The sequence below is a fragment of the Jidongwangia harbinensis genome, assembly GCF_020216025.1.
GTDB classification, from domain to species: Bacteria; Actinomycetota; Actinomycetes; order Mycobacteriales; family Micromonosporaceae; genus Actinoplanes; species Actinoplanes harbinensis.
Map to the genome: position 1 here is coordinate 337,857 of NZ_JAIWNC010000005.1, position 19,465 is coordinate 357,321.

At 71.6% G+C, this 19,465-nt stretch carries 17 protein-coding genes; 7 read left to right on the forward strand and 10 right to left on the reverse strand.

What is annotated here, in order from left to right; translation table 11 throughout:
• The first annotated feature begins 21 nt into the window (after positions 1-21).
• Positions 22-1,671 (forward strand): Na+/H+ antiporter, encoded by a 1,650-nt coding sequence (locus tag LDL48_RS10205; protein ID WP_225254781.1) that lies wholly within the window; start codon positions 22-24, stop codon positions 1,669-1,671.
• A 4-nt stretch (positions 1,672-1,675) separates the two neighbouring features.
• On the opposite strand, the gene LDL48_RS10210 is transcribed toward LDL48_RS10205, so the two are convergent.
• The 7 genes from LDL48_RS10210 to LDL48_RS10240 all read right to left on the reverse strand — a co-directional run bounded on the left by LDL48_RS10210 (position 1,676) and on the right by LDL48_RS10240 (position 10,113).
• Positions 1,676-2,551: an NAD(P)H-binding protein gene (locus LDL48_RS10210; protein WP_225254782.1), complete on the reverse strand. Its 876-nt coding sequence runs from the start codon at positions 2,549-2,551 to the stop codon at positions 1,676-1,678.
• 30 nt (positions 2,552-2,581) lie between these two features.
• A complete protein-coding gene (locus LDL48_RS10215) occupies positions 2,582-3,178 on the reverse strand; it encodes a LutC/YkgG family protein (RefSeq protein WP_225254783.1) in 597 nt (198 codons plus the stop codon).
• Entirely contained in the window at positions 3,175-4,641 is a 1,467-nt protein-coding gene (locus LDL48_RS10220; RefSeq protein WP_225254784.1) for a lactate utilization protein B, read from the reverse strand. The genes LDL48_RS10215 and LDL48_RS10220 overlap by 4 nt, the downstream gene beginning before the upstream one ends.
• Positions 4,638-5,375, reverse strand: a complete 738-nt coding sequence (locus LDL48_RS10225; RefSeq protein WP_225254785.1) for a (Fe-S)-binding protein — start codon at positions 5,373-5,375, stop codon at positions 4,638-4,640. The genes LDL48_RS10220 and LDL48_RS10225 overlap by 4 nt, the downstream gene beginning before the upstream one ends.
• Position 5,376: 1 nt before the next feature.
• Positions 5,377-6,795, reverse strand: coding sequence for a rhamnulokinase (locus tag LDL48_RS10230; protein ID WP_225254786.1), 1,419 nt, complete (start codon positions 6,793-6,795; stop codon positions 5,377-5,379).
• A complete protein-coding gene (locus LDL48_RS10235; protein WP_225254787.1) occupies positions 6,792-8,816 on the reverse strand; it encodes a bifunctional aldolase/short-chain dehydrogenase in 2,025 nt (674 codons plus the stop codon). Before LDL48_RS10235 ends, LDL48_RS10230 begins: the two co-directional genes overlap by 4 nt.
• Before the next feature lie 253 nt (positions 8,817-9,069).
• On the reverse strand, positions 9,070-10,113 hold the full coding sequence (locus LDL48_RS10240) for a LacI family DNA-binding transcriptional regulator (protein ID WP_225254788.1): 1,044 nt from the start codon (positions 10,111-10,113) through the stop codon (positions 9,070-9,072).
• 162 nt (positions 10,114-10,275) lie between these two features.
• Between LDL48_RS10240 and LDL48_RS10245 the strand changes: the two genes are divergently transcribed.
• Genes LDL48_RS10245 through rhaI form a run of 6 tightly spaced genes read left to right on the forward strand, consistent with a single transcriptional unit; the run spans position 10,276 to position 16,363 of the window.
• The gene (locus LDL48_RS10245) at positions 10,276-11,775 is read left to right on the forward strand and encodes a sugar ABC transporter ATP-binding protein (RefSeq protein WP_225254789.1); all 1,500 of its coding nucleotides are present in this window, start codon (positions 10,276-10,278) and stop codon (positions 11,773-11,775) included.
• Positions 11,772-12,782 carry an ABC transporter permease gene (locus LDL48_RS10250; protein WP_225254790.1) on the forward strand — a complete coding sequence of 337 codons (1,011 nt, stop codon included), beginning with the start codon at positions 11,772-11,774 and terminating at the stop codon, positions 12,780-12,782. The genes LDL48_RS10245 and LDL48_RS10250 overlap by 4 nt, the downstream gene beginning before the upstream one ends.
• Positions 12,775-13,764, forward strand: a complete 990-nt coding sequence (locus LDL48_RS10255) for an ABC transporter permease (protein ID WP_225254791.1) — start codon at positions 12,775-12,777, stop codon at positions 13,762-13,764. Before LDL48_RS10250 ends, LDL48_RS10255 begins: the two co-directional genes overlap by 8 nt.
• A gap of 25 nt (positions 13,765-13,789) precedes the next feature.
• On the forward strand, positions 13,790-14,860 hold the full coding sequence (rhaS, locus tag LDL48_RS10260; protein ID WP_225254792.1) for a rhamnose ABC transporter substrate-binding protein: 1,071 nt from the start codon (positions 13,790-13,792) through the stop codon (positions 14,858-14,860).
• 10 nt (positions 14,861-14,870) lie between these two features.
• Positions 14,871-15,200: an L-rhamnose mutarotase gene (locus LDL48_RS10265; protein WP_225254793.1), complete on the forward strand. Its 330-nt coding sequence runs from the start codon at positions 14,871-14,873 to the stop codon at positions 15,198-15,200.
• Positions 15,197-16,363: an L-rhamnose isomerase gene (gene rhaI / locus LDL48_RS10270; RefSeq protein WP_225254794.1), complete on the forward strand. Its 1,167-nt coding sequence runs from the start codon at positions 15,197-15,199 to the stop codon at positions 16,361-16,363. The genes LDL48_RS10265 and rhaI overlap by 4 nt, the downstream gene beginning before the upstream one ends.
• A 42-nt stretch (positions 16,364-16,405) precedes the next feature.
• Here rhaI and LDL48_RS10275 read toward each other — a convergent pair whose 3' ends face one another.
• From LDL48_RS10275 to LDL48_RS10285, 3 genes are read right to left on the reverse strand one after another with little or no spacing between them, the layout of a single operon-like run.
• Positions 16,406-17,188: an ATP-binding cassette domain-containing protein gene (locus tag LDL48_RS10275; RefSeq protein WP_225254795.1), complete on the reverse strand. Its 783-nt coding sequence runs from the start codon at positions 17,186-17,188 to the stop codon at positions 16,406-16,408.
• Complete coding sequence (locus LDL48_RS10280) at positions 17,185-18,216, reverse strand: ABC transporter permease (RefSeq protein ID WP_225254796.1); 1,032 nt, start codon at positions 18,214-18,216, stop codon at positions 17,185-17,187. The genes LDL48_RS10275 and LDL48_RS10280 overlap by 4 nt, the downstream gene beginning before the upstream one ends.
• Positions 18,217-18,218: 2 nt before the next feature.
• Positions 18,219-19,280 carry a sugar ABC transporter substrate-binding protein gene (locus LDL48_RS10285; protein WP_225254797.1) on the reverse strand — a complete coding sequence of 354 codons (1,062 nt, stop codon included), beginning with the start codon at positions 19,278-19,280 and terminating at the stop codon, positions 18,219-18,221.
• Positions 19,281-19,465: the final 185 nt, after the last annotated feature.

A 19,465-nucleotide genomic window follows, 5' to 3' on the forward strand; every position in this document is an offset into this window, starting at 1 on the left:
TGCGACCTGGAGAATAGCCGGGTGCATGTCGAGGAAATCGTGTTTTTCGCCCTGGCCGCGGTCGTCGTGGTGGTCGCCGTGCGGTGGATCGCCGCCCGCACCGGTCTGCCCGCCGCCGCCCTGTTGACCGTCGCCGGCATCGTCTACGCCGTCCTGCCCGGCCCGAACGTCTCCCTCGACCCCGAACTCGTGCTCACCCTGGTCATCCCGCCGCTGCTGTACTCGGCCGCGCTGGACTCGTCGCTGATCGACATCCGCCGGAACCTGCGCACCGTGATCAGCCTCTCGGTGCTGCTGGTGCTCATCAACGCGCTGCTGATCGGGCTCGGGTTCTCGCTCTGGGTGGCCGGTGCGACCCTCGCCGCCGGGGTCGCGCTGGGGGCCGCGGTGGCGCCGCCCGATCCGGTCGCCGCGCTGGCCGTGGGGCGACGGGCCGGCCTGCCGAACAACCTGGTGACCCTGGTGCAGGGCGAGGGCCTGCTGAACGACGCCACCGCGCTGACCATCCTCAGCGTCGCGGTCGCCGCGGCCACCGGCGACGTCTTCTCGTTCCCCGAGGCGGTGGGACAGTTCGTCATCTCGGCGGCGGGCGGCGTGATCGTGGGCGTCGTCATCGCCCGGGTGGTCCGGCTGCTCCGCACGCTGCGCAACGACCCGCTGAGTGCGAACGCGGTCTCGCTGGCCATCCCGTTCGTGGCCTACCTGGCCGCCGAGCACATCCACGTCTCCGGGGTGCTCGCCGTGGTGGTCGCCGGTCTGATCATCGGGCACGACGCCCCGCGCAGCGCGACCGGTGCGAGCCGGCTGCAGACCACCGCGGTCTGGCGGTTCGTGGAGTTCCTGCTGGAGGGCTTCGTCTTCCTGCTGATCGGCCAGCAACTCCCGGCCGTGGTGGACGAACTGGCCGCCTACGAGACCTCCACCATCGTCATCGGGGTGGCCATCTCGGTCGGCGTGGTGCTGGTGGTGCGCCCGCTGTGGCTGCTGCTGACCCAGTTGCTGCCCCGGTCGCTGCACGCCCGGCTGGGCGGCGAGGCCGCCGACGGCCCCACCGGCAGCATGGACCGCGGCCGGCAACGGGAGGAACCGCTGAGCGGCCGGGAGGTGATCGTGCTGAGCTGGGCCGGGACCCGCGGCGTGATCAGCCTCGCGGCGATCTTCACGCTGCCGGCCGGGTTCCCGGACCGCGAGCTGCTGCACTTCTGCGCGTTCGTGGTGGTGCTGGTGACCCTGATCGGGCAGGGTCTGACGTTCGGACCGCTGGTGCGCCGGCTGGGGCTGCGGGCCAACGCGGCGGATAAGGTCCGGGCCCGGAACGAGGCCCGGTCCGCGTCGGTGCGGGCCGCCCTGGACCGGCTCGACGAGATCCAGCAGGAGCAGCACGACCACGTCGAGGACGAGGCGATCGAGAACATGCGCCGGCTGCTCGGCCAGCGGATGGAGCGGTACCAGCGGCGGCTCGACCTGATCGAGCAGAGCGACTCGAACGAGGTGCCGCAGTCCCCGCAGTATGAGGCCGCGCTCATGGTGCGCCGTGCGGTCATCGACGCCCAGCGCGAGGAACTGCTGCGCTGGCGGGACGCCAGCATGCTGAGCGACGCGGAACTGCGCACGCTGGAGCGCGAACTGGACCACGAGGAGCGGCTGCTGCCCGAGCGACCGGCCGGATAGGACGTCACCGCAGCAGCGGGCGCAACACGGCATAGGCCCAGGACTCCAGCGTGGTCGGGGTGGCGCTCGCCGGGCTCCGGAGCTGCTCCGGGACGTAGCCGTCCCGGAGCCCGACGGTCATGCCGACCATCGCGTCGGCCGCGGCCTCGGACAGGCCCGCGGCGACCAGCCCGGCGCGGAGGTCGGCGTCGGAGACGACGCGCAGGTCGATCGGCCGGCCGGTCGCGGCGGCCACCACGCCGGCCGCCTGCCGCCAGGTCAGATCGGCCGGCCCGTGCACCGCCTGCACCGCCACGCCGGACCAGTCGGTGGCCAGCAGGCGGGCCGCGGCGACCTCGCCGACGTCCCGCGGATCCACCCAGGGCTGCGGGGTGTCGGCGGACATCGTGGTGGTGAGCGTGCCGGCACGCAACTCGTCCAGGCCGGCGAGCAGGTTGGTGAAGTAGAACCCACAGCGCAGGATCAGCAGGCTGCCGCCGGCGGCGGCCAGCGCCTCCTCGCTGCGGGCCAGGCCGTCGATCAGGCCGACGCCGTGCCGGCGCTCGGCGCCGACGCTGCTGATCAGCACGGTGCGGGCGATCCGGTTGGCCCGCACCGCGGCCGCGCCGTTGGCGCCGATCCGGGTCATCTCGGCCACCGGATCGGCCGCCATGACGGAATCCGGTGTCACCCAGAGCAGCGCCTCGGCGCCCCGGGTGGCCGCGCCGACGAAGTCGGCGTCGGTGAGGTCGCCGCGGGCGACGTCGACCAGCTCGCGGAGCGCGGGGTCGAGCCGGTCGGGATCGCGGACCAGGACGACCGGCCGCACCCCGGCCTGCACCAGCAGGTGCACGACGCGGGAGCCGACGTGTCCGGTGGGTGTGGTGACAGCGATAGTCATGCCTCGGAAGCTACGCCAGGGGTACGACAGTCACGCCCCGGCCTCGAGAAGGATCACGTGCAGGTTCCGCGGACCGTGCACTCCCTCGACCCGGTTGAGTTCGATGTCGCTGGTGGCGGACGGCCCGCTGATCCAGGTGAGCGGCCGGCGCGGGTCCAGCCGGGCCAGCGCCTCCGGCACCGAAGCCACCACCTGCTCCGGCCGGACCACGCAGACGTGCAGGTCCGGCAGGAGCGAGATGATCCGGCGGCCCTGGTCCGGCGAGCCGTCCAGCACGATCGTCCCGGTCTCGGCGATCGCCACGGCAGCCGCGGTGAGCACCGCGTCCACGGTCGCCAGCAGGCCGGCCGGGAGCCCGTCGTCGCGCCGCACGTCCACCGTGGACGGCAGCCAGTCCGGGTCGATGCCGGGCGGCACCACCAGCGTGCCGGTGACCAGCTCCGCGACGACGTCCGCCACCGGATCGCCACGGTGTACCACGGCACGGTAGTCCACCAGCCGCTCCACCAGCAGCGTCAGATCGGCCGGTGGAAACTCACGGCGGTACGCCCGCGGCACCGGGCCGGGTGCCGGGCTGTCCTCGAGCGCGGCCCGGACCCGGCGGAGCACCTCGTCCCGGGCGCTCATCGCCGCGCCCACCAGTCCCGGAACGTCTCCGGCGGCGGATCCGGCAGGTCGCGGCTGGCGGTCCATCCGGTGAGCGGCGGGGGCAGCCCCCGGCCCCGGCGGCCGGCCAACCGGGTCAGCCGGGCGGCCCGCTGCGCGGCCGCATAGAGGCGCGGGCGGTCCATCGTGTACGCCGCGGCCGCCATCGCCGCCGACTCGGTGCGGGGATGCGGCGCCTGGTTGCGCAGGTGCACCAGCATCGACGGAATATCGATCCGGACCGGGCAGGCGTCGTAACACGCGCCGCAGAGCGACGACGCGTACGGCAGCGAGGCGTTGTCCGGCACCCCGGTCAGCTGCGGCGAGAGCACCGCGCCGATCGGTCCGGGATACACCGAGCCGTACGCGTGCCCGCCGGTCCGTTCGTACACCGGGCACACGTTCAGGCAGGCCGAGCACCGGATGCAGTGCAGCGCCTGCCGTCCCGCCGGGTCCGCCAGCACCGCGCTGCGCCCGTTGTCGAGCAGCACCAGGTGCACGTTCTGCGGGCCGTCGCCCGGCGTCACCCCGGTCCACATCGACGTGTACGGGTTCATCCGCTCACCGGTCGAGGACCGCGGCAGCAGCTGCAGGAAGACCTCCAGGTCCTGCCACGTCGGCACCACCTTCTCGATACCCATCACCGTGATCAGCGTGTCCGGCAGGGTCAGGCACATCCGCCCGTTGCCCTCGGACTCCACCACGGCCAGCGTGCCGGTCTCGGCGATCGCGAAGTTCGCACCGGACACCGCCACCGGGGTGCGCAGGAACGTCTCGCGCAGGTAGCGGCGCGCTGCGGCGGCCAGCACGGCCGGTTCGTCGGTGAGCCCCGGGTCCACCCCCGGCATCGCGCGCAGGAAGATCTCCCGGATCTCCGCCCGGTTCCGGTGGATGGCCGGCACCAGGATGTGGCTCGGCCGGTCGTCGCCCAACTGGACGATGAGTTCGGCCAGGTCGGTCTCCACCGGAGTGACGCCGGCCTCCTGCAGCGCCTCGTTCAGGCCGATCTCCTGGGTGGCCATCGACTTGACCTTGATCACCCGGTCCGCACCGGTGGCCCGGACCAGGTCGGCGACGATCCGGTTCGCCTGGTTCGCGTCGGTGGCCCAGTGCACCACGCCGCCCGCGGCGGTCACCGCGGCCTCCAGCTCTTCCAGCAGCTCGGGCAGCCGGGCCATGGTGTCCGCCTTCAGCGCCGACCCGGCGTCCCGGAGCTGCTGCCAGTCCGGCAGCTCCGCGATCACCCGGGCCGACTTGCCGCGGATCGTGGTGGTGGCATGGGCCAGGTTGCGGCGCAGCTGCGGGTCGGCGAGCGCCTTGCGGGCCGCGGCCGGGAACGACTCGTCGCCCCGCAGATGCCCGACGCCCCGGGGCGCGGTGACCGGGTGCTCCCCGGGCCCGCCGTCGCGGGGGCCCGGCATCCCCAGGAAGGTGCGGCGGGTCATCGGGCCGCCTCCGTCGCGGCGAGGATCTCCGCCAGGTGGACCGTGCGCACCCCGGTGTGCAGCCGGGACAGGCCGCCACCGATGTGCATCAGGCAGGAGGCGTCGCCGGCCGTGCACACATCGGCGCCGGTGGCGAGGACGTGCCGCATCTTGTCGGTCAGCATCGCGGTCGAGGTGTCCGCGTTCTTCACCGCGAACGTGCCGCCGAAGCCGCAGCACTGGTCGGCCGCCGGCAGCTCCACCAGGTCCAGCCCGCGGACCCGGCGCAGCAGCCGCACCGGTTTGTCGCCGACCCGCAGCACCCGCAGCGAATGGCAGGTCGGGTGGTAGGTGACCCGGTGCGGATAGTAGGCGCCCACATCCTCCACCCCGAGCACGTCCACCAGCAGCTCGGACAGTTCGTAGGTGCGTGCCGCCACGTCGCCCGCGCGGGCCGCCAGTCCCTCGTCACCGGCCGCCGCGGCCACCATGGCGTGCTGGTGACGCACCGATCCGACGCACGACCCGGACGGCGCGACCACCACGTCGTACCCCGCGAACGTGCGCACGTGCCGGCGTACCAGGGGAACGGCGTCCTTCTGATAGCCGGTGTTGATGTGCATCTGCCCGCAGCAGGTCTGCTCCGCCGGGAAGACCACCTCGTGGCCCAGACGCTCCAGCAGCCGCACGGTCGCCTGCGCGGCGGCCGGGAACATGGTGTCGGCCAGGCAGGTCACGAACAACGCGATCCGCATCTCACACCCCCACCCGCCGCTCCGCGGCCAGCCAGGCGGCGGCGTTCCCGCCGGGCTGGTACCGGACGATGCGCTGAGTCTGCCGCACCAGCGCCCGCATCGCCGCGAGATCCCCGCCGACCACCCCCGCGGCCCGGGCCTGGACCAGCACGTTGCCGAGCGCGGTGGCCTCCACCGGGCCGGCCAGCACGGGCAGCCCGCAGGCGTCCGCGGTGAGCCGGCAGAGCAGGTCGTTGCGCGCGCCGCCACCGACGATGTGCACCGCGTCGACGTGCCGCCCGGACAGCTCCTGGGCCCGGCGCACGGCACGGCGGTGGGCCAGCGCCAGACTGTCCAGGATGCACCGGGTGATCCGCGCCGGCGTGGCGTCCGCGGGCAGGCCGGCAGCCGCCACCACCCGCGCCGGCATGTCGCCCGGCGGCAGGAACCCGGGATCGTCGAGGTCGGCCACCGCGGTGCGGCCGGGTTCGGCCGCGGCCGAGCGCAGCAGGCCGGTGATGTCCGGATCCCCCCAGGCGCGCATGCACTCCTGCAGCGGCCACAGCCCCATGACGTTGCGCAGGTAGCGCACGGTGCCGTCGACACCGCCCTCGTTGGTGAAGTTGGCCAGCCGGCTCGCCTCGGTCAGCACCGGCGCGTCCAGTTCCACCCCCACCAGCGACCAGGTGCCGCACGAGATGTACGCGAAGTGCGGACCGCCGGCCGGCACGCCCACCACGGCGGACGCGGTGTCGTGCGAGCCGACCGCCAGCACGTCCGCCGGGTGCGGCAGCACGCCGGGGCGGACCGGCCCGATCCGGTCACCGGGCGCGCACAACTCCGGGAACAGCGACGGCCGGATGCCCAGCTCGGCCATCAGCGACCGGGCCCAGTCACCGGTCCGCAGATCGAGCAGTTGGGTGGTGGAGGCGTTGGTCCGCTCCGCGCCGGCCACCCCGGTGAGCCAGTACGCGATCAGGTCCGGCATCAGCAGCAACCGCTCCGCCGCCGCCAGCTGGGGCGTGCCCGCCGCGGCGACCAGCTGGTACAGCGTGTTGAACGGCAGCTTCTGCAGGCCGGTGCGGGCGTACAGCCGGTCGTCCGGGACGATTCCGGCCACCCCCTGCGGGATGCCGTCGGTGCGCGCGTCGCGGTAGTGCACCGGATTGCCGAGCAGCGCCCCGGTCCCGTCGAGCAGCCCGTAGTCGACCGCCCACGAGTCGATGCCGATGCTGGTCACCGCGCCGGCCGCGCGGAGTCCGGCGAGCACCCCGCGGTACAGCGCCAGCACGTCCCAGTACAGCGTGCCGCCCACCGCCACCGGCTCGTTCGGGAACCGGTGCACGGCGCTCAACTCCAGCGTGTCCGGCCCGGCGCGGCCCACCATCACCCGCCCGCTGGACGCGCCGAGGTCGACCGCGGCGAACGCGCCCCCGGTCATCGCAGGAACGCCGCCGCCACACCGGCGTCCACCGGCACGTGCAGCCCGGTGGTGTGCGACAGCTCGCCGCCGGTCAGGACGAAGACGGCATTGGCCACGTGCTCCGGCAGCACCTCCCGCTTGAGCAGCGTGCGCTGGGCGTAGAACTCGCCCAACCGCTCCTCGGGTACGCCGTAGACCGCGGCACGCTGCGCACCCCAGCCGCCGGCGAAGATGCCGGAACCGCGTACCACCCCGTCGGGGTTGATGCCGTTGACCCGGATGCCGTGCGCGCCGAGTTCGGCGGCGAGCAGCCGCACCTGATGCGCCTGGTCCGCCTTGGTGGCGCCGTAGGCCACGTTGTTCGGCCCGGCGAACAGCGAGTTCTTGCTGGAGATGTAGACGATGTCGCCGCCCATGCCCTGTGCGATCAGCGCCCGGGCGGCCTCCCGGGAGACCAGGAACGAACCCTTCGCCATCACGTCGTGCTGGGTGTCCCAGTCCTCCTCGGTGGTCTCCAGCAACGGTTTCGAGATGGACAGGCCGGCGTTGTTGACGACCAGGTCGACCCCGCCGAACGCCAGCACGGTGTCGCGCAGGGCACGGCTCACCGCGTCCGCGGACGTGACGTCGGCCTGCACCGCCAGCGCCACGTCCGGACCGCCGATCTCGGCGGCGACCGTGGCGGCCGACTCCGCCGACCGGTCCGCCACCACCACACAGGCGCCCTCGGCGGCCAGCCGCAGCGCGATCGCCCGCCCGATGCCGGAGCCGGCCCCGGTGACGAACGCGATCCGGGTCGCCAGCGGCTTCGGCTTCGGCCGCCGTTGCAGCTTCGCCTCCTCCAGCGCCCAGTACTCGATCCGGAACTTCTCCGCCTCGTCGATCGGCGCGTACGTGGAAACCGCCTCGGCGCCGCGCATCACGTTGATCGCGTTGAGGTAGAACTCGCCGGCCACCCGCGCGGTCTGCTTGTCGGCCCCGAAGCTGACCATGCCCACGCCCGGCACCAGGACGATCGCCGGGTCGGCACCGCGCATGGCGGGACTGTCCGCAGTGGCGTGTCGCGTGTAGTAGGCGCGGTAGTCGTCCCGGTAGGCGGCGTGCAGCTCGCGCAGCCGGGCCTCGACCGCGTCCAGCGGCGCGTCCGGCGCCAGATCGAGGACGAGCGGCTTCACCTTGGTACGCAGGAAGTGGTCCGGACACGAGGTGCCCAGCGCGGCCAGCTCCGGCATCCGCTCCCGGCCGACGAAGTCGAGCACCACCTCGCTGTCGGTGTGGTGGCCAACCTGCGGACGGTCGGTCGACGCCAGCCCGCGCAGCACCGGGAGCAGAGCGGCGGCCCGCTCCCGGCGTACCTCCGCGGGCAGCGGCTCGTGCACCAGCGCCCCGAACGGGTCCGGCCGGCCGCGCTCGGCCAGGTACGCCGCTGCGGAGTCGATGATCTCGCGGGAGTGCCGCTCACACTCGTCGCTGGTGGCGCCCCACGCGGTGATCCCGTGCCCGCCCAGAATGACGCCGATGGCCTGCGGATGGGCCCGTTGCACGGCGGCGATGTCGAGGCCGAGCTGGAATCCGGGGCGGCGCCACGGCACCCAGAGCACCCGGTCGCCGAAGATCTCCTTGGTGAGCGCCGGCCCGTCGGCCGCGGTGGCCAGCGCGATGCCCGAGTCGGGGTGCAGGTGGTCCACGTGCGCGGCGTCGACCAGGCCGTGCATGGCGGTGTCGATGGACGGCGCCGCACCGCCCCGGCCGTGCAGGCAGAAGTCGAACGCGGCGACCATCTCGTCCTCGCGGTCGACGCCCGGATAGACCCCGGCCAGTGCCCGCAGCCGGTCCAGGCGCAACACGGCGAGCCCGGCCTCGGTGAGCGTGCCGAGGTCCCCGCCTGATCCCTTGACCCAGAGCAGGTCGACCGGTGCGGCGGTGACCGGATCGATGCCGGCGCCCTTCACGGACGTGTTCCCGCCGGCGTAGTTGGTGGTGCGCGGGTCGGCACCGAGCCGGTTGCTGCGGGCGAGCAGGTCGCGTACTGCGGTCATGAAGGCCCCACGTTCGACGCTATGAAACGTTTCACAGTGGCGGTAACGTTACGGCCTCCCCCAGGTCCGGTCAAGGGCCGAGGCGGACGACCGCCCGCCCCTGCGGGCCTTGCGGCGCAGCCGTCCTGGCGGGCCTTGCGGCGCAGCCGTCCTGGCGGGCCTTGCGGCGCAGCCGTCCTGGCCGAGGCCCGGGGCGCTCGTCCGACCGCGGCCGGAGACGTCCGCTTCCCGTGACCGGAGCCGCGCCGGGACCTCAGCCGACCTGCCGGGCGGTGGACACCCGCGCCACCAGCTCCGGGATGAACGTCGCCTGCTGGTGCTCGTGCTGGGGGTTGGTCGCCTCGTCCAGCACCAGCTGCGCCGCCGCCCGTCCCAGTTCCTGCCGGGGCTGCCGCACCGACGTCAACGGCACGGCGGCCGCCGCGGCGAACTCGATGTCGTCGTACCCGACGATGGCCAGGTCCTCGGGGACCCGCTGGCCGGCTCCGACGGTCTGTTGCAGGAGCCCGAGCGCGAGCAGGTCGTTGGCGCAGAACGCGGCGGTGGGCCGGCGGCGCGCGGGCAGGCCGGCGAGCCGTTCCCCGGCGGCCCGGCCTTCGCCGACGGTCAGCGCGGCGGTGGGCAGGTGAATCAGGTCGTCGGCGGGGAGGCCGCTCTCGGCCCAGATCTCCCGGGCACCCTGGAGGCGTTCGCAGACCTGACCGATGGATTCCGGGCCGCCGAGGAACGCCACCCGGGTGTGGCCGCGTTCGATCAGGTGCTCCACCGCGAGGCGGCCGCCCAGGACGTCGTCGACGGCCACCGAGCAGAAGGCGCCGGAGCTGGGGGTGCGGTCCACCACCACGATCGGGATGCCGCGCCGGGCGACCTCGTCGAGGGCCGCCGCGTCGGGATGGACGGGGGTGATCAGGATGCCCTGGACGCGTTGCTGCATCAAACGGTCCAGGTGTACCTCTTCGCGTTCGGTGCGACCGTTGCTGTTGCAGATGAACAGGGACAGGTCGGCGTCCTCGGCGGCGAGTTCGATGCCCTGGGCGACATCGTGGAAGAACGGGTTGGTGCCGTCGAGCATCACGTAGGCCAGGGTGCGGCTGGTGCCGGCGCGTAGTTGGCGGGCCGATTCGTTGCGGACGAAGCCCAGCTCGAGCATCGCCCGTTCGACCCGCTCGCGGGTGCCGGCGGAGACCATCTCGGGACGGTTCATCACGTTGGAGACGGTGCCCAGGGACACCCCCGCCGCTGCGGCGACGTCCTTGACGGACGGCGTCCGGCCGTTGAGCGGCTGACGACTCGACATGCCTGGCGAACTCCTCGCATTGAAACGTTTGAAAGGTCATGCTACGGCATCATCCGGCGCCGGAGAGCACGAGCTCCAGGATGGTCCTTGACAGCTGTGATCGGCGCCACCTACCGTCGTTTCATTCGTCTGAAACATTTCAAAGGCGGCGGAGGTGAACCGGTGACGGCACTGCTCGAGGTCGTGGACGTGACCAGGTCCTTCGGTGCGGTCGCGGCCGTGCAGGGGGTCAGCTTTCCGCTGCTCGCCGGTGAGGCCCACGCGCTGGTCGGGGAGAACGGCGCCGGCAAGTCCACGATCGTCAAGATGCTCGCCGGCGTGCACCGGCCGGACACCGGCACGCTCCGGGTGCGCGGCGCGGACGTCGAGTTCACCGGGCCGGCGGACGCCAAGGCGGCCGGCATCGCGGTGATCTACCAGGAGCCCATGCTCTTTCCGGACCTGTCCGTCGCGGAGAACATCGCGATGGGCAACCAGCCGCTGACCCGGTTGCGGCAGATCGACCGCCGGGCCAGGCACGCCAACGCCGAACGGCTCTTCGGCCGGCTCGGCGTACACCTGGATCCGGACCGGCCGGCCCGCGGTCTGTCCATCGCCGACCAGCAGATCGTGGAGATCGCCAAGGCGCTGTCCAGTGACGCCCGGATCCTGGTGATGGACGAGCCCACCGCCGCGCTCACCGCGGTCGAGGTGGACCGCCTGTTCGCGGTGGTGCGCTCGTTGCGCGACGAGGGCGCCGCGATCATGTTCATCTCGCACCGCTTCGAGGAGGTCACGGCGCTCTGCCAGCGGGTGACGATTCTGCGGGACGGACGGCACGTCTGCACCGAGGAGGTCGCCGGGCTGTCCGTGGACGACATGATCCGCCGGATGGTCGGCCGCGACCTCAGCGCACTCTTCCCCAAGCAGGACGTGACTCCCGGCGACGTGGTGCTCGAGGTGGACGGCCTGGGCCGGGCGGGCGTCTTCGCGGACGTCTCCTTCCAGGTACGCGCCGGTGAGATCGTCGCGCTGGCCGGCCTGGTCGGCGCCGGCCGGTCCGAGGTGATGCAGGCCGTGTTCGGGGTGGACCGCTACGACACCGGCGCGGTACGGCTCTTCGGCCGGCCCTTGCCGCCCCGCTCCCCGCGCGCCGCGATGACCGCCGGCATGGCGCTGGTCCCGGAGGACCGCCGCCAGCAGGGCCTGGTCATGGACCTGTCGATCGAGCGCAATGTGACGCTTCCGCGGGCCCGCAAGCTGTCCCGGCTGGGCCTGCTCTGGGGCGGCCGGGAACGCCGGGAGGCCGGCACCTGGACCCGGCGACTGCAGACCAAGCTGGGCCGGCTCTCCGACAGCGTCGGCACGCTCTCCGGCGGCAACCAGCAGAAGGTGGTGCTGGCCAAGTGGCTGGCCACCAGTCCGAAGCTGCTGATCGTGGACGAGCCCACCCGGGGCATCGACGTCGGCACCAAGGCCGAGGTGCACCGGCTGATGTCGTCGCTCGCGGCCGACGGCCTGGCCATCGTCATGGTCTCGTCGGAGCTGCCCGAGGTGCTCGGCATGGCGGACCGCGTGGTGGTGCTGCGCGAGGGCCGCGTCACCGCGCAGCTCACCCGGGCCGAGGCCACCGAGGAGTCCGTCATGTACGCCGCGATGGGCCGGCCGGTGACGGCACCGTGAGCAGCCTGGCCACCGCCCCGGCCGCTGCCCTGCAGGGTCTGCTGCGGGCCCGCGAGCTGGGCATCGTGCTCGCGCTCGCCGCGCTGGTCGCCTACACCGCGGCCGGCAATCCGCGCTTCCTGTCCGGGCAGAGCATCCGCGACATCCTGCTCAACACGGCCATCCTCGCCGTCATGGCGGCCGGTCAGGCGGTCGTGGTGATCACCCGCAACATCGACCTCTCGGTCGGCTCGGTGCTCGCCGTCAGCGCGTTCGGGGTGGCCACCCTGATGAGCGCGAACCCGTCGCTGCCGATCGTGGTGGCGCTGCTGGCCGGGCTGGCGGTGGGCGCGGCCTGCGGCCTGCTCAACGGCGTCCTGGTGCGGTACGGCCGGGTGCCCGCGCTGGTGGTCACGCTCGGCACGCTGTACATCTACCGCGGCGTCACCTACTCCTGGGCCGGCGGTCAGCAGGTCAACGCGGACGAGTTGCCGCCGCACTTCCTGCGCTTCGCGAACGACTCGATCCTCGGCGTACCGTGGCTGGTCCTGATCGCCGTGGTGGTGATCGGCGGGGTCTCGCTGATGATGCGCAACTACCGGCTCGGCCGCGAGATGTACGCGATGGGCTCCAGTCCCCAGGCGGCGGAACTGGCCGGCATCCGGGTCGCCCGCAACACGATCGGCGCGTTCCTGCTCAGCGGCGCCCTGGCCGGCCTGGCCGGGGTGCTGTTCGCGGCCCGGTTCGGCACGGTCGACGCCGCGGCCGGCACCGGTTACGAACTCAACGTGGTGGCCGCCGTGGTGGTCGGCGGCGTGGCGGTCTTCGGCGGCAGCGGCACGGTGTGGGGTGCGGGCCTGGGCGCGCTGCTGCTCACCGTCATCGGCAGCGCGCTGGCCGTGCTGGACATCAACCAGTTCTGGCAGCAGGCCATCGTGGGCGCCCTGATCGTGCTGGCCATCGGCGCGGACCGCCTGGTCGCGGTGCGGATCGCCGGTTCGCTGCGGAAGCGGGACTCGCATGTCTGATCTGCGCAGGCGCGTCGCGAGCTGGGACGTCCTCGTCGTGCTGCTGACCGTGGTGGTGCTGGTGACCGCCGCCGGTGTGGTGGAGAACTTCGGCACCAGCCGCAACGCCACGTTCCTGGTGCTGGACCTGCTGCCGATCGCGCTGGTGGCGCTGCCGATGACGCTGATCATCGTGACCGGCGAGATCGATCTGTCGGTGGCCAGCACGCTGGGCCTGTGCAGTGCGGTGATGGGACTGCTCTGGAACAACGGCCTGAGCCTCGAGTCGATCATCGGAATCTGCGTGCTGCTCGGCGCGGTGCTGGGCGTGGTCAACGGTTTCCTGGTCACCGCGCTCGGCCTGCCGTCGCTGGCGGTCACCATCGGCACGCTGGCGCTGTATCGCGGGCTGGCGTTCGTGGTGCTGGGCGACGGCGCGGTGGCGGACTTCCCGCTCGCGTTCACCGGCTGGGTCACCGGCACGATCGGCGGCACGCCGATCCCCAACGTCGGCATCCCGCTGGTGGTCCTGGCCGTGCTCTTCGGCGTGGCGTTGCACGCCACCCCGTTCGGCCGATCGCTGTTCGCGATCGGCGCCAATGCCCAGGCCGCACACTTCTCCGGCATCCGCGTCGCCCGGACCACATTCTGGTTGTACGTCCTCAGCGGCGCGGTCGCCGGACTGGCCGGGGTGCTGTGGACGCTGCGCTACTCCAGCGCCCGGGCCGACAACGGCGCCGGACTGGAACTCGCGGTGGTGGCGGCCGTGCTGCTCGGCGGCGTCTCCATCTTCGGCGGCAAGGGCACGCTGCCCGGGGTCCTGGCCGGTGTGGTGCTGCTCGCCGCGCTGCAGAACGCCCTGCGCCTGGAGGACGTCTCCGGCCAGGCGCTGAACATCGTCACGGGTGTCCTGCTCGTGGCCTCCGTCCTGCTACCCAACATCGCCACCTCGATCCGCACCAGTTGGCAGCGGCGCAGGCTCCGCCGGGCCGCGGCGCAGTAGTCCCCTCTCTCCCCTGGAGTCCGCCATGGTTCGCACCTCCCGGAAAATTGTCACCGCGGGCATAGCCGCGCTGTTCGTCGCCGGCCTGACCGCCTGCGGCGGCACCACCAAGGACGACGCCGCCACCGGCGCCGGAAACCAGGCCGCCGCCAGCGCCGACCCGAACGCGAAGCTCAAGGAGGGCCTGAAGATCGCCTTCCTGCCGAAGCAGCTGAACAACCCGTACTCGGACGTGGAGACCAGTGGCGGCGAGACGGCCGTCAAGGAACTCAAGGGCGAGTACAAGAAGGTCGGCCCGAACGACGCCAGCGCCTCGTCGCAGGTCAGCTACATCAACACGCTGATCCAGCAGCAGCAGGACGTCATCGTGGTGGCGGCGAACGACCCGAACGCGGTCTGCCCGTCGCTGAACCAGGCCCGGCAGGCGAAGATCAAGGTGGTCACGTTCGACTCGGACGCCAGCCCCGGCTGCCGGGACGCCTTCATCAACCAGGCCACCACGCAGGGCATCGGCGAGAGCCTGGTGAAGATGGCCCGCGAGCAGGCCGGCGGCGCGGGCGAGATCGCGATCCTGTCGGCCACCCCGAACGCCACGAACCAGAACGCCTGGATCGAGGTGATGAAGACCGAGCTGGCCAAGCCGGAGAACAGCAAGCTGAAGCTGGTCAAGACCGCGTACGGCAACGACGACGACCAGAAGTCGTTCCAGGAGGCGCAGGGCCTGCTCCAGTCGTACCCGAATCTCAAGGTCATCGTCTCCCCCACCACCGTGGGCATCGCGGCGGCCAGCCGGTACGTCAGCTCCTCCAGCTACAAAGGCAAGGTGGCGATCACCGGGCTCGGCCTGCCGAACCAGATGCGCGAGTACGTCAAGGACGGCACCGTGAAGAAGTTCGCGCTGTGGAACCCGGCCGACATCGGGTACCTGGCCGCGTTCGCCGGCGCGGCGCTCTCCTCCGGCCAGATCAGCGGCGCCGAGGGCGAGAAGTTCACCGCCGGCAAGCTCGGCGAGTACACGGTCGGCAAGGCGGGCGAGATCGTGCTCGGCCCGCCGACCGAGTTCACCGCCGAGAACATCGACCAGTTCGACTTCTGAGGCAGAGCCGATGCGCTACTGCTTCCATCTCCAGGTCCGTCCCGACCGGATGGCGGAGTACGTGGAGCGGCACCAGGCCGTGTGGCCCGAGATGCAGGACGCACTCCGGGCCACCGGCTGGCGCAACTACTCGCTGTTCCTGCGCTCCGACGGGCTCCTGATCGGCTACCTGGAGGCGGACGACCTGGCCGCGTCGCAGGCGGCGATGGAGGCGATGGACGTCAACCGCCGCTGGCAGGCGGAGATGGCGCCGTTCTTCGTGGGCACCTCCCCGACCGAGGGTTTCCCCCTGCTGACCGAGGTGTTCCACCTGTCCGAGGACCCTTTGGAGAAGTCATGACCGACCTCGCCGCAGTGAAGCGCGCACTGACCGCTCAGCGCATCGAGACCCCGTCGTGGGCGTACGCCAACTCCGGGACCCGGTTCAAGGTCTTCGCCCAGCCCGGCGTGCCGCGCAACCCGCGGGAGAAGATCGCCGACGCCGCGATGGTGCACCGGCTCACCGGGGTGGCGCCGACCGTGGCGCTGCACATCCCGTGGGACGCGGTGGACGACTACGCCGAGCTGGCCGCGTACGCCCGGTCGCTCGGGGTGGGCCTGGGCGCGATCAACACCAACGTCTTCCAGGACGACGACTACAAGCTGGGCTCGGTCACCAATCCGGACCCGGGGATCCGCCGCAAGGCCACCGACCACCTGCTGCAGGCGGTGGACATCATGGACCAGACCGGGTCCACCGATCTCAAGCTCTGGTTCTCCGACGGCATCAACTACCCCGGCCAGGACGACCTGCGCCACCGGCAGGACCGGATGGCCGCGGCGCTCCGCGAGACGTACGACCGGCTCGGCGACGACCAGCGCATCCTGCTGGAGTACAAGCTGTTCGAACCGGCCTTCTACGCCACCGACATCCCGGACTGGGGCACGTCGTACGCGCACTGCCTGGAACTGGGCGAGAAGGCCACGGTGTGCATCGACACCGGTCACCACGCCCCGGGTACGAACATCGAGTTCATCGTGGCGTTCCTGCTGCGACAGCGGAAACTCGGCGCGTTCGACTTCAACAGCCGCTTCTACGCCGACGACGACCTGATGGCGGGCGCCGCGGACCCGTTCCAGCTGTTCCGGATCATGTACGAGATCGTCCGCGGCGGCGCGCTGGACCCGGCGTACGGGATCAATTTCATGCTGGACCAGTGCCACAACATCGAGGCGAAGATCCCGGCCATCATCCGCTCGGTGCTGAACATCCAGGAGGCGACCGCGAAGGCGCTGCTGGTCGACCGGGACGCGCTGGCCGCGGCGCAGGACGACGGCGATGTGCTGCAGGCGAACGCGGTGTTCATGGACGCGTACAACACCGACGTGCGCCCGTTGCTCGCCGAGGTGCGCGCGGACGCCGGCCTGGACCCGGACCCGGTCGGTGCGTACCGGCGCAGTGGCTACCAGGAGAAGATCGTCGCCGAGCGGGTCGGCGGCGAGCAGGCGGGCTGGGGGGCGTAGGGCGGCGGGGAGCCGCCGCCGAGGGGGCAGCGGCTCCCGCCGTCAGGCCACCGGGTCCGGCGGGGGCGCGGCTCCGGTCATGATCGCCACCGCGTCCGACATGGAGTGTGACGTCGGCGTGATCACCGTGGCCCGCCGGCCGAGCCGCTGGATGTGGATGCGGTCGGCCACCTCGAACACGTGCGGCATGTTGTGGCTGATCAGAATGACCGGCAGCCCGCGATTGCGGACGTCGCGGATCAGCTGCAGCACCCGGTTGCCCTCCTTGACGCCGAGCGCCGCGGTGGGCTCGTCGAGGATGACCACCTTGCTGCCGAACGCGGCCGACCGGGCCACCGCCACGGCCTGCCGCTGGCCGCCGGAGAGCGACTCCACCGCCTGGCCGATGTTCTGCAGCGTGGCCACGCCCAGCTCGCTCATGTGCCGCTTCGCCTCGGACCGCATGTGGCCGCGGTCCAGCATCCGGAACACCGAACCCAGCACGCCCTTCTTGCGCTCCTCCCGGCCGAGGAACAGGTTGTCCGCGATGTCCAGGCCGGGCGCCACGGCGAGGGTCTGGTACACGGTCTCGATGCCGGCCGCGCGGGCGTCCATCGGATTGCGGAAGTGCACCCGCTCGCCGTCCAGGTAGATCTCGCCGCGGTCCGGGATCAGCGCCCCGGACAACGCCTTGATCAGGCTCGACTTGCCGGCCCCGTTGTCGCCGATGACCGCCAGGATCTCACCCGGGTACAGCTCCAGGTCGCTGTTCTCGATCGCGGTCACCCGGCCGTACCGCTTGGTGATCCCGCGGGCCGCCAACACCGGAGTGGTGGTCACGGTCATGACTTGACCTTCCTGATCCACTGGTCGAGAGACACCGCCACCAGAACCAGCAGGCCGATGGCGAAGCCCTGCCACACCACCTCGACGCCGGCCAGCTGCAGGCCGTTGCGGAAGACGCCGACGATCAGCGCGCCGATCAGGGTGCCGAGCACGCCGCCCCGCCCGCCGAACAGGCTGGTGCCGCCGAGCACGACGGCGGTGATCGAGTCCAGGTTGTACTCCAGACCCACGTTCGGGCTGGCCGAGGCGAGCCGTCCGATCAGGATCCAGGCGCCGATCGCGTAGAGCAGACCCGCCACGGTGTACACCGAGAACAGCACCCGGTCGGTCCGGATCCCGGCGAGGCGGGCGGCCTCGATGTCGTCGCCGGTGGCGTACACGTGCTTGCCCCAGGCGGTCCGCCCGAGCGCGTAGAAGAAGAACGCGAACAGCGCCAACATGATGATCGATCCGTACGTGAGCCGGAACGTCCCGATCGGGATCGTGGTCCCGGTCCACGTCATGATCGACGGCATGTCCGAGCCGCGCGTCGTCTCGCTCCCGGAGACCACCGAGTTCAGCGAGAAGAAGATGGTCAGTGTGCCGAGCGTGACGATGAACGGTGGCAGATTCAGCCGGGTGACCAGGACGCCGTTCAGCGCGCCCATCGCCGTGCCACAGGCGAAACCGAGCAGAAGCGCGAGTACGCCGGGCAGGCCGGCCCGGGTGCAGAACGTGGCCATCAGGATCGAGGAGAACACCGCGATCGCGCCGACCGACAGGTCGATGCCGGCGGTCAGGATGATCAGCGTCTGGCCCAGCGCCAGTACCGCGATGACGGTGACCTGGGCGAGCACCAGTGAGAGGTTGGCGGCGGAGAAGAAGCGGGAGTTGAACAGCGAGAAGGCGACGATCGCGGCGAGCAGGACGGCGAGCGGGCCGAGCACGGGGTTGCCGTGCAGCACGTGCTGAATCCGCAGACCGAGCGAGTCGTGGCGGGCGACCTCGAAGTCCGCTCCGGGCCCGGGTTCCGTGGTGGCGGTCGACATGGTCAGCCCCAGCAATTCTGCTTGCCCCAGGCGGCGTCCTTCGCCTGGACGCCGGCCTGCGGCTGATCGGTGATCAGCGTGACGCCGGTGTCGGTGAAGGTCTTGCCGGCCGAGGCCTGCGGCTTGGTGCCGTCCTTGGCGTACGCGGCGAGCGCGGCTACCCCGTCCTCCGCCATCTTCAGCGGGAACTGCATAGAGGTGGCGCCGATGACACCGTTGGCAACGTTGTCCACACCGGGGCAGCCGCCGTCGATCGAGACGATGGTGACGGCCTTGTCCTTGCCGGCGGCCTTCAGCGCCTGGTAGGCGCCGGCCGCAGCCGGCTCGTTGATGGTGTAGACCAGGTTGATCGACGGGTCCTTCTGCAGCAGGTTCTCCATCGCGGTACGCCCGCCGTCCTCGGCGCCGTCCGTGACGTCGTGCCCGACGATCCGCGGGTCGCTCTCGTCCCCGATCCGGTTGGGGTCGCCGACCGGGATCCCGAAGCCCTCCAGGAAGCCCTGGTCGCGCTGGACGTCCACGGAGACCTGGTTGGGGTTGAGGTCCAGCATCGCGATCTTCGCCGCGGTGCCCTCCTTCGCGAACTTCGCCTTCGCCCACTGGCCGATCAGCCTGCCGGCCTGGAAGTTGTCGGTGGCGAACGTGGCGTCCACCGCGTTCGCCGGGTCGGTCGGCGTGTCCAGCGCGATGACCAGCATGCCGGCCTGCTTGGCCTGGTCGATCGACGGGACGATGGCCTTGGAGTCGCTCGGCGTGATCAGGAATCCCTTGGCACCGGCGGAGATCAGGTTCTCGATCGCCTGCACCTGCGCCTCGTTGTCGCCGTCCTGCTTGCCGGCGAACGTCTGCAGCTGAACGCCCTGCGCGGAGGCCGCCTTCTGCGCGCCCTCCTTCATCTTGACGAAGAACGGGTTGGTGTCGGTCTTGGTGATCAGTCCGACGATCGGCTGGTCACCCGATCCGGAATCGTCACCGCAGCCGGCGGTGCCGAGGGCAAGGACGGCGGCACAGCCGGCCGCCACGACGGGCGTCCACCGGCGACGGGACATGACGAAATCACGCACGTCTCCTCCATATCGATTTAGCACATCGGTGAGACAACGTTGTCTTGCAGTAGACGACTCCGGGCATCGACTGTCAACAATGAGTTTCCGAGTCGTTGCGTACGGTGATCAACTATGGACATAGCTGACTCACCGGACCGGGCAGGCGGCGACAACGTTGTCCCGTACCGCCCGGCGCGGCGGTC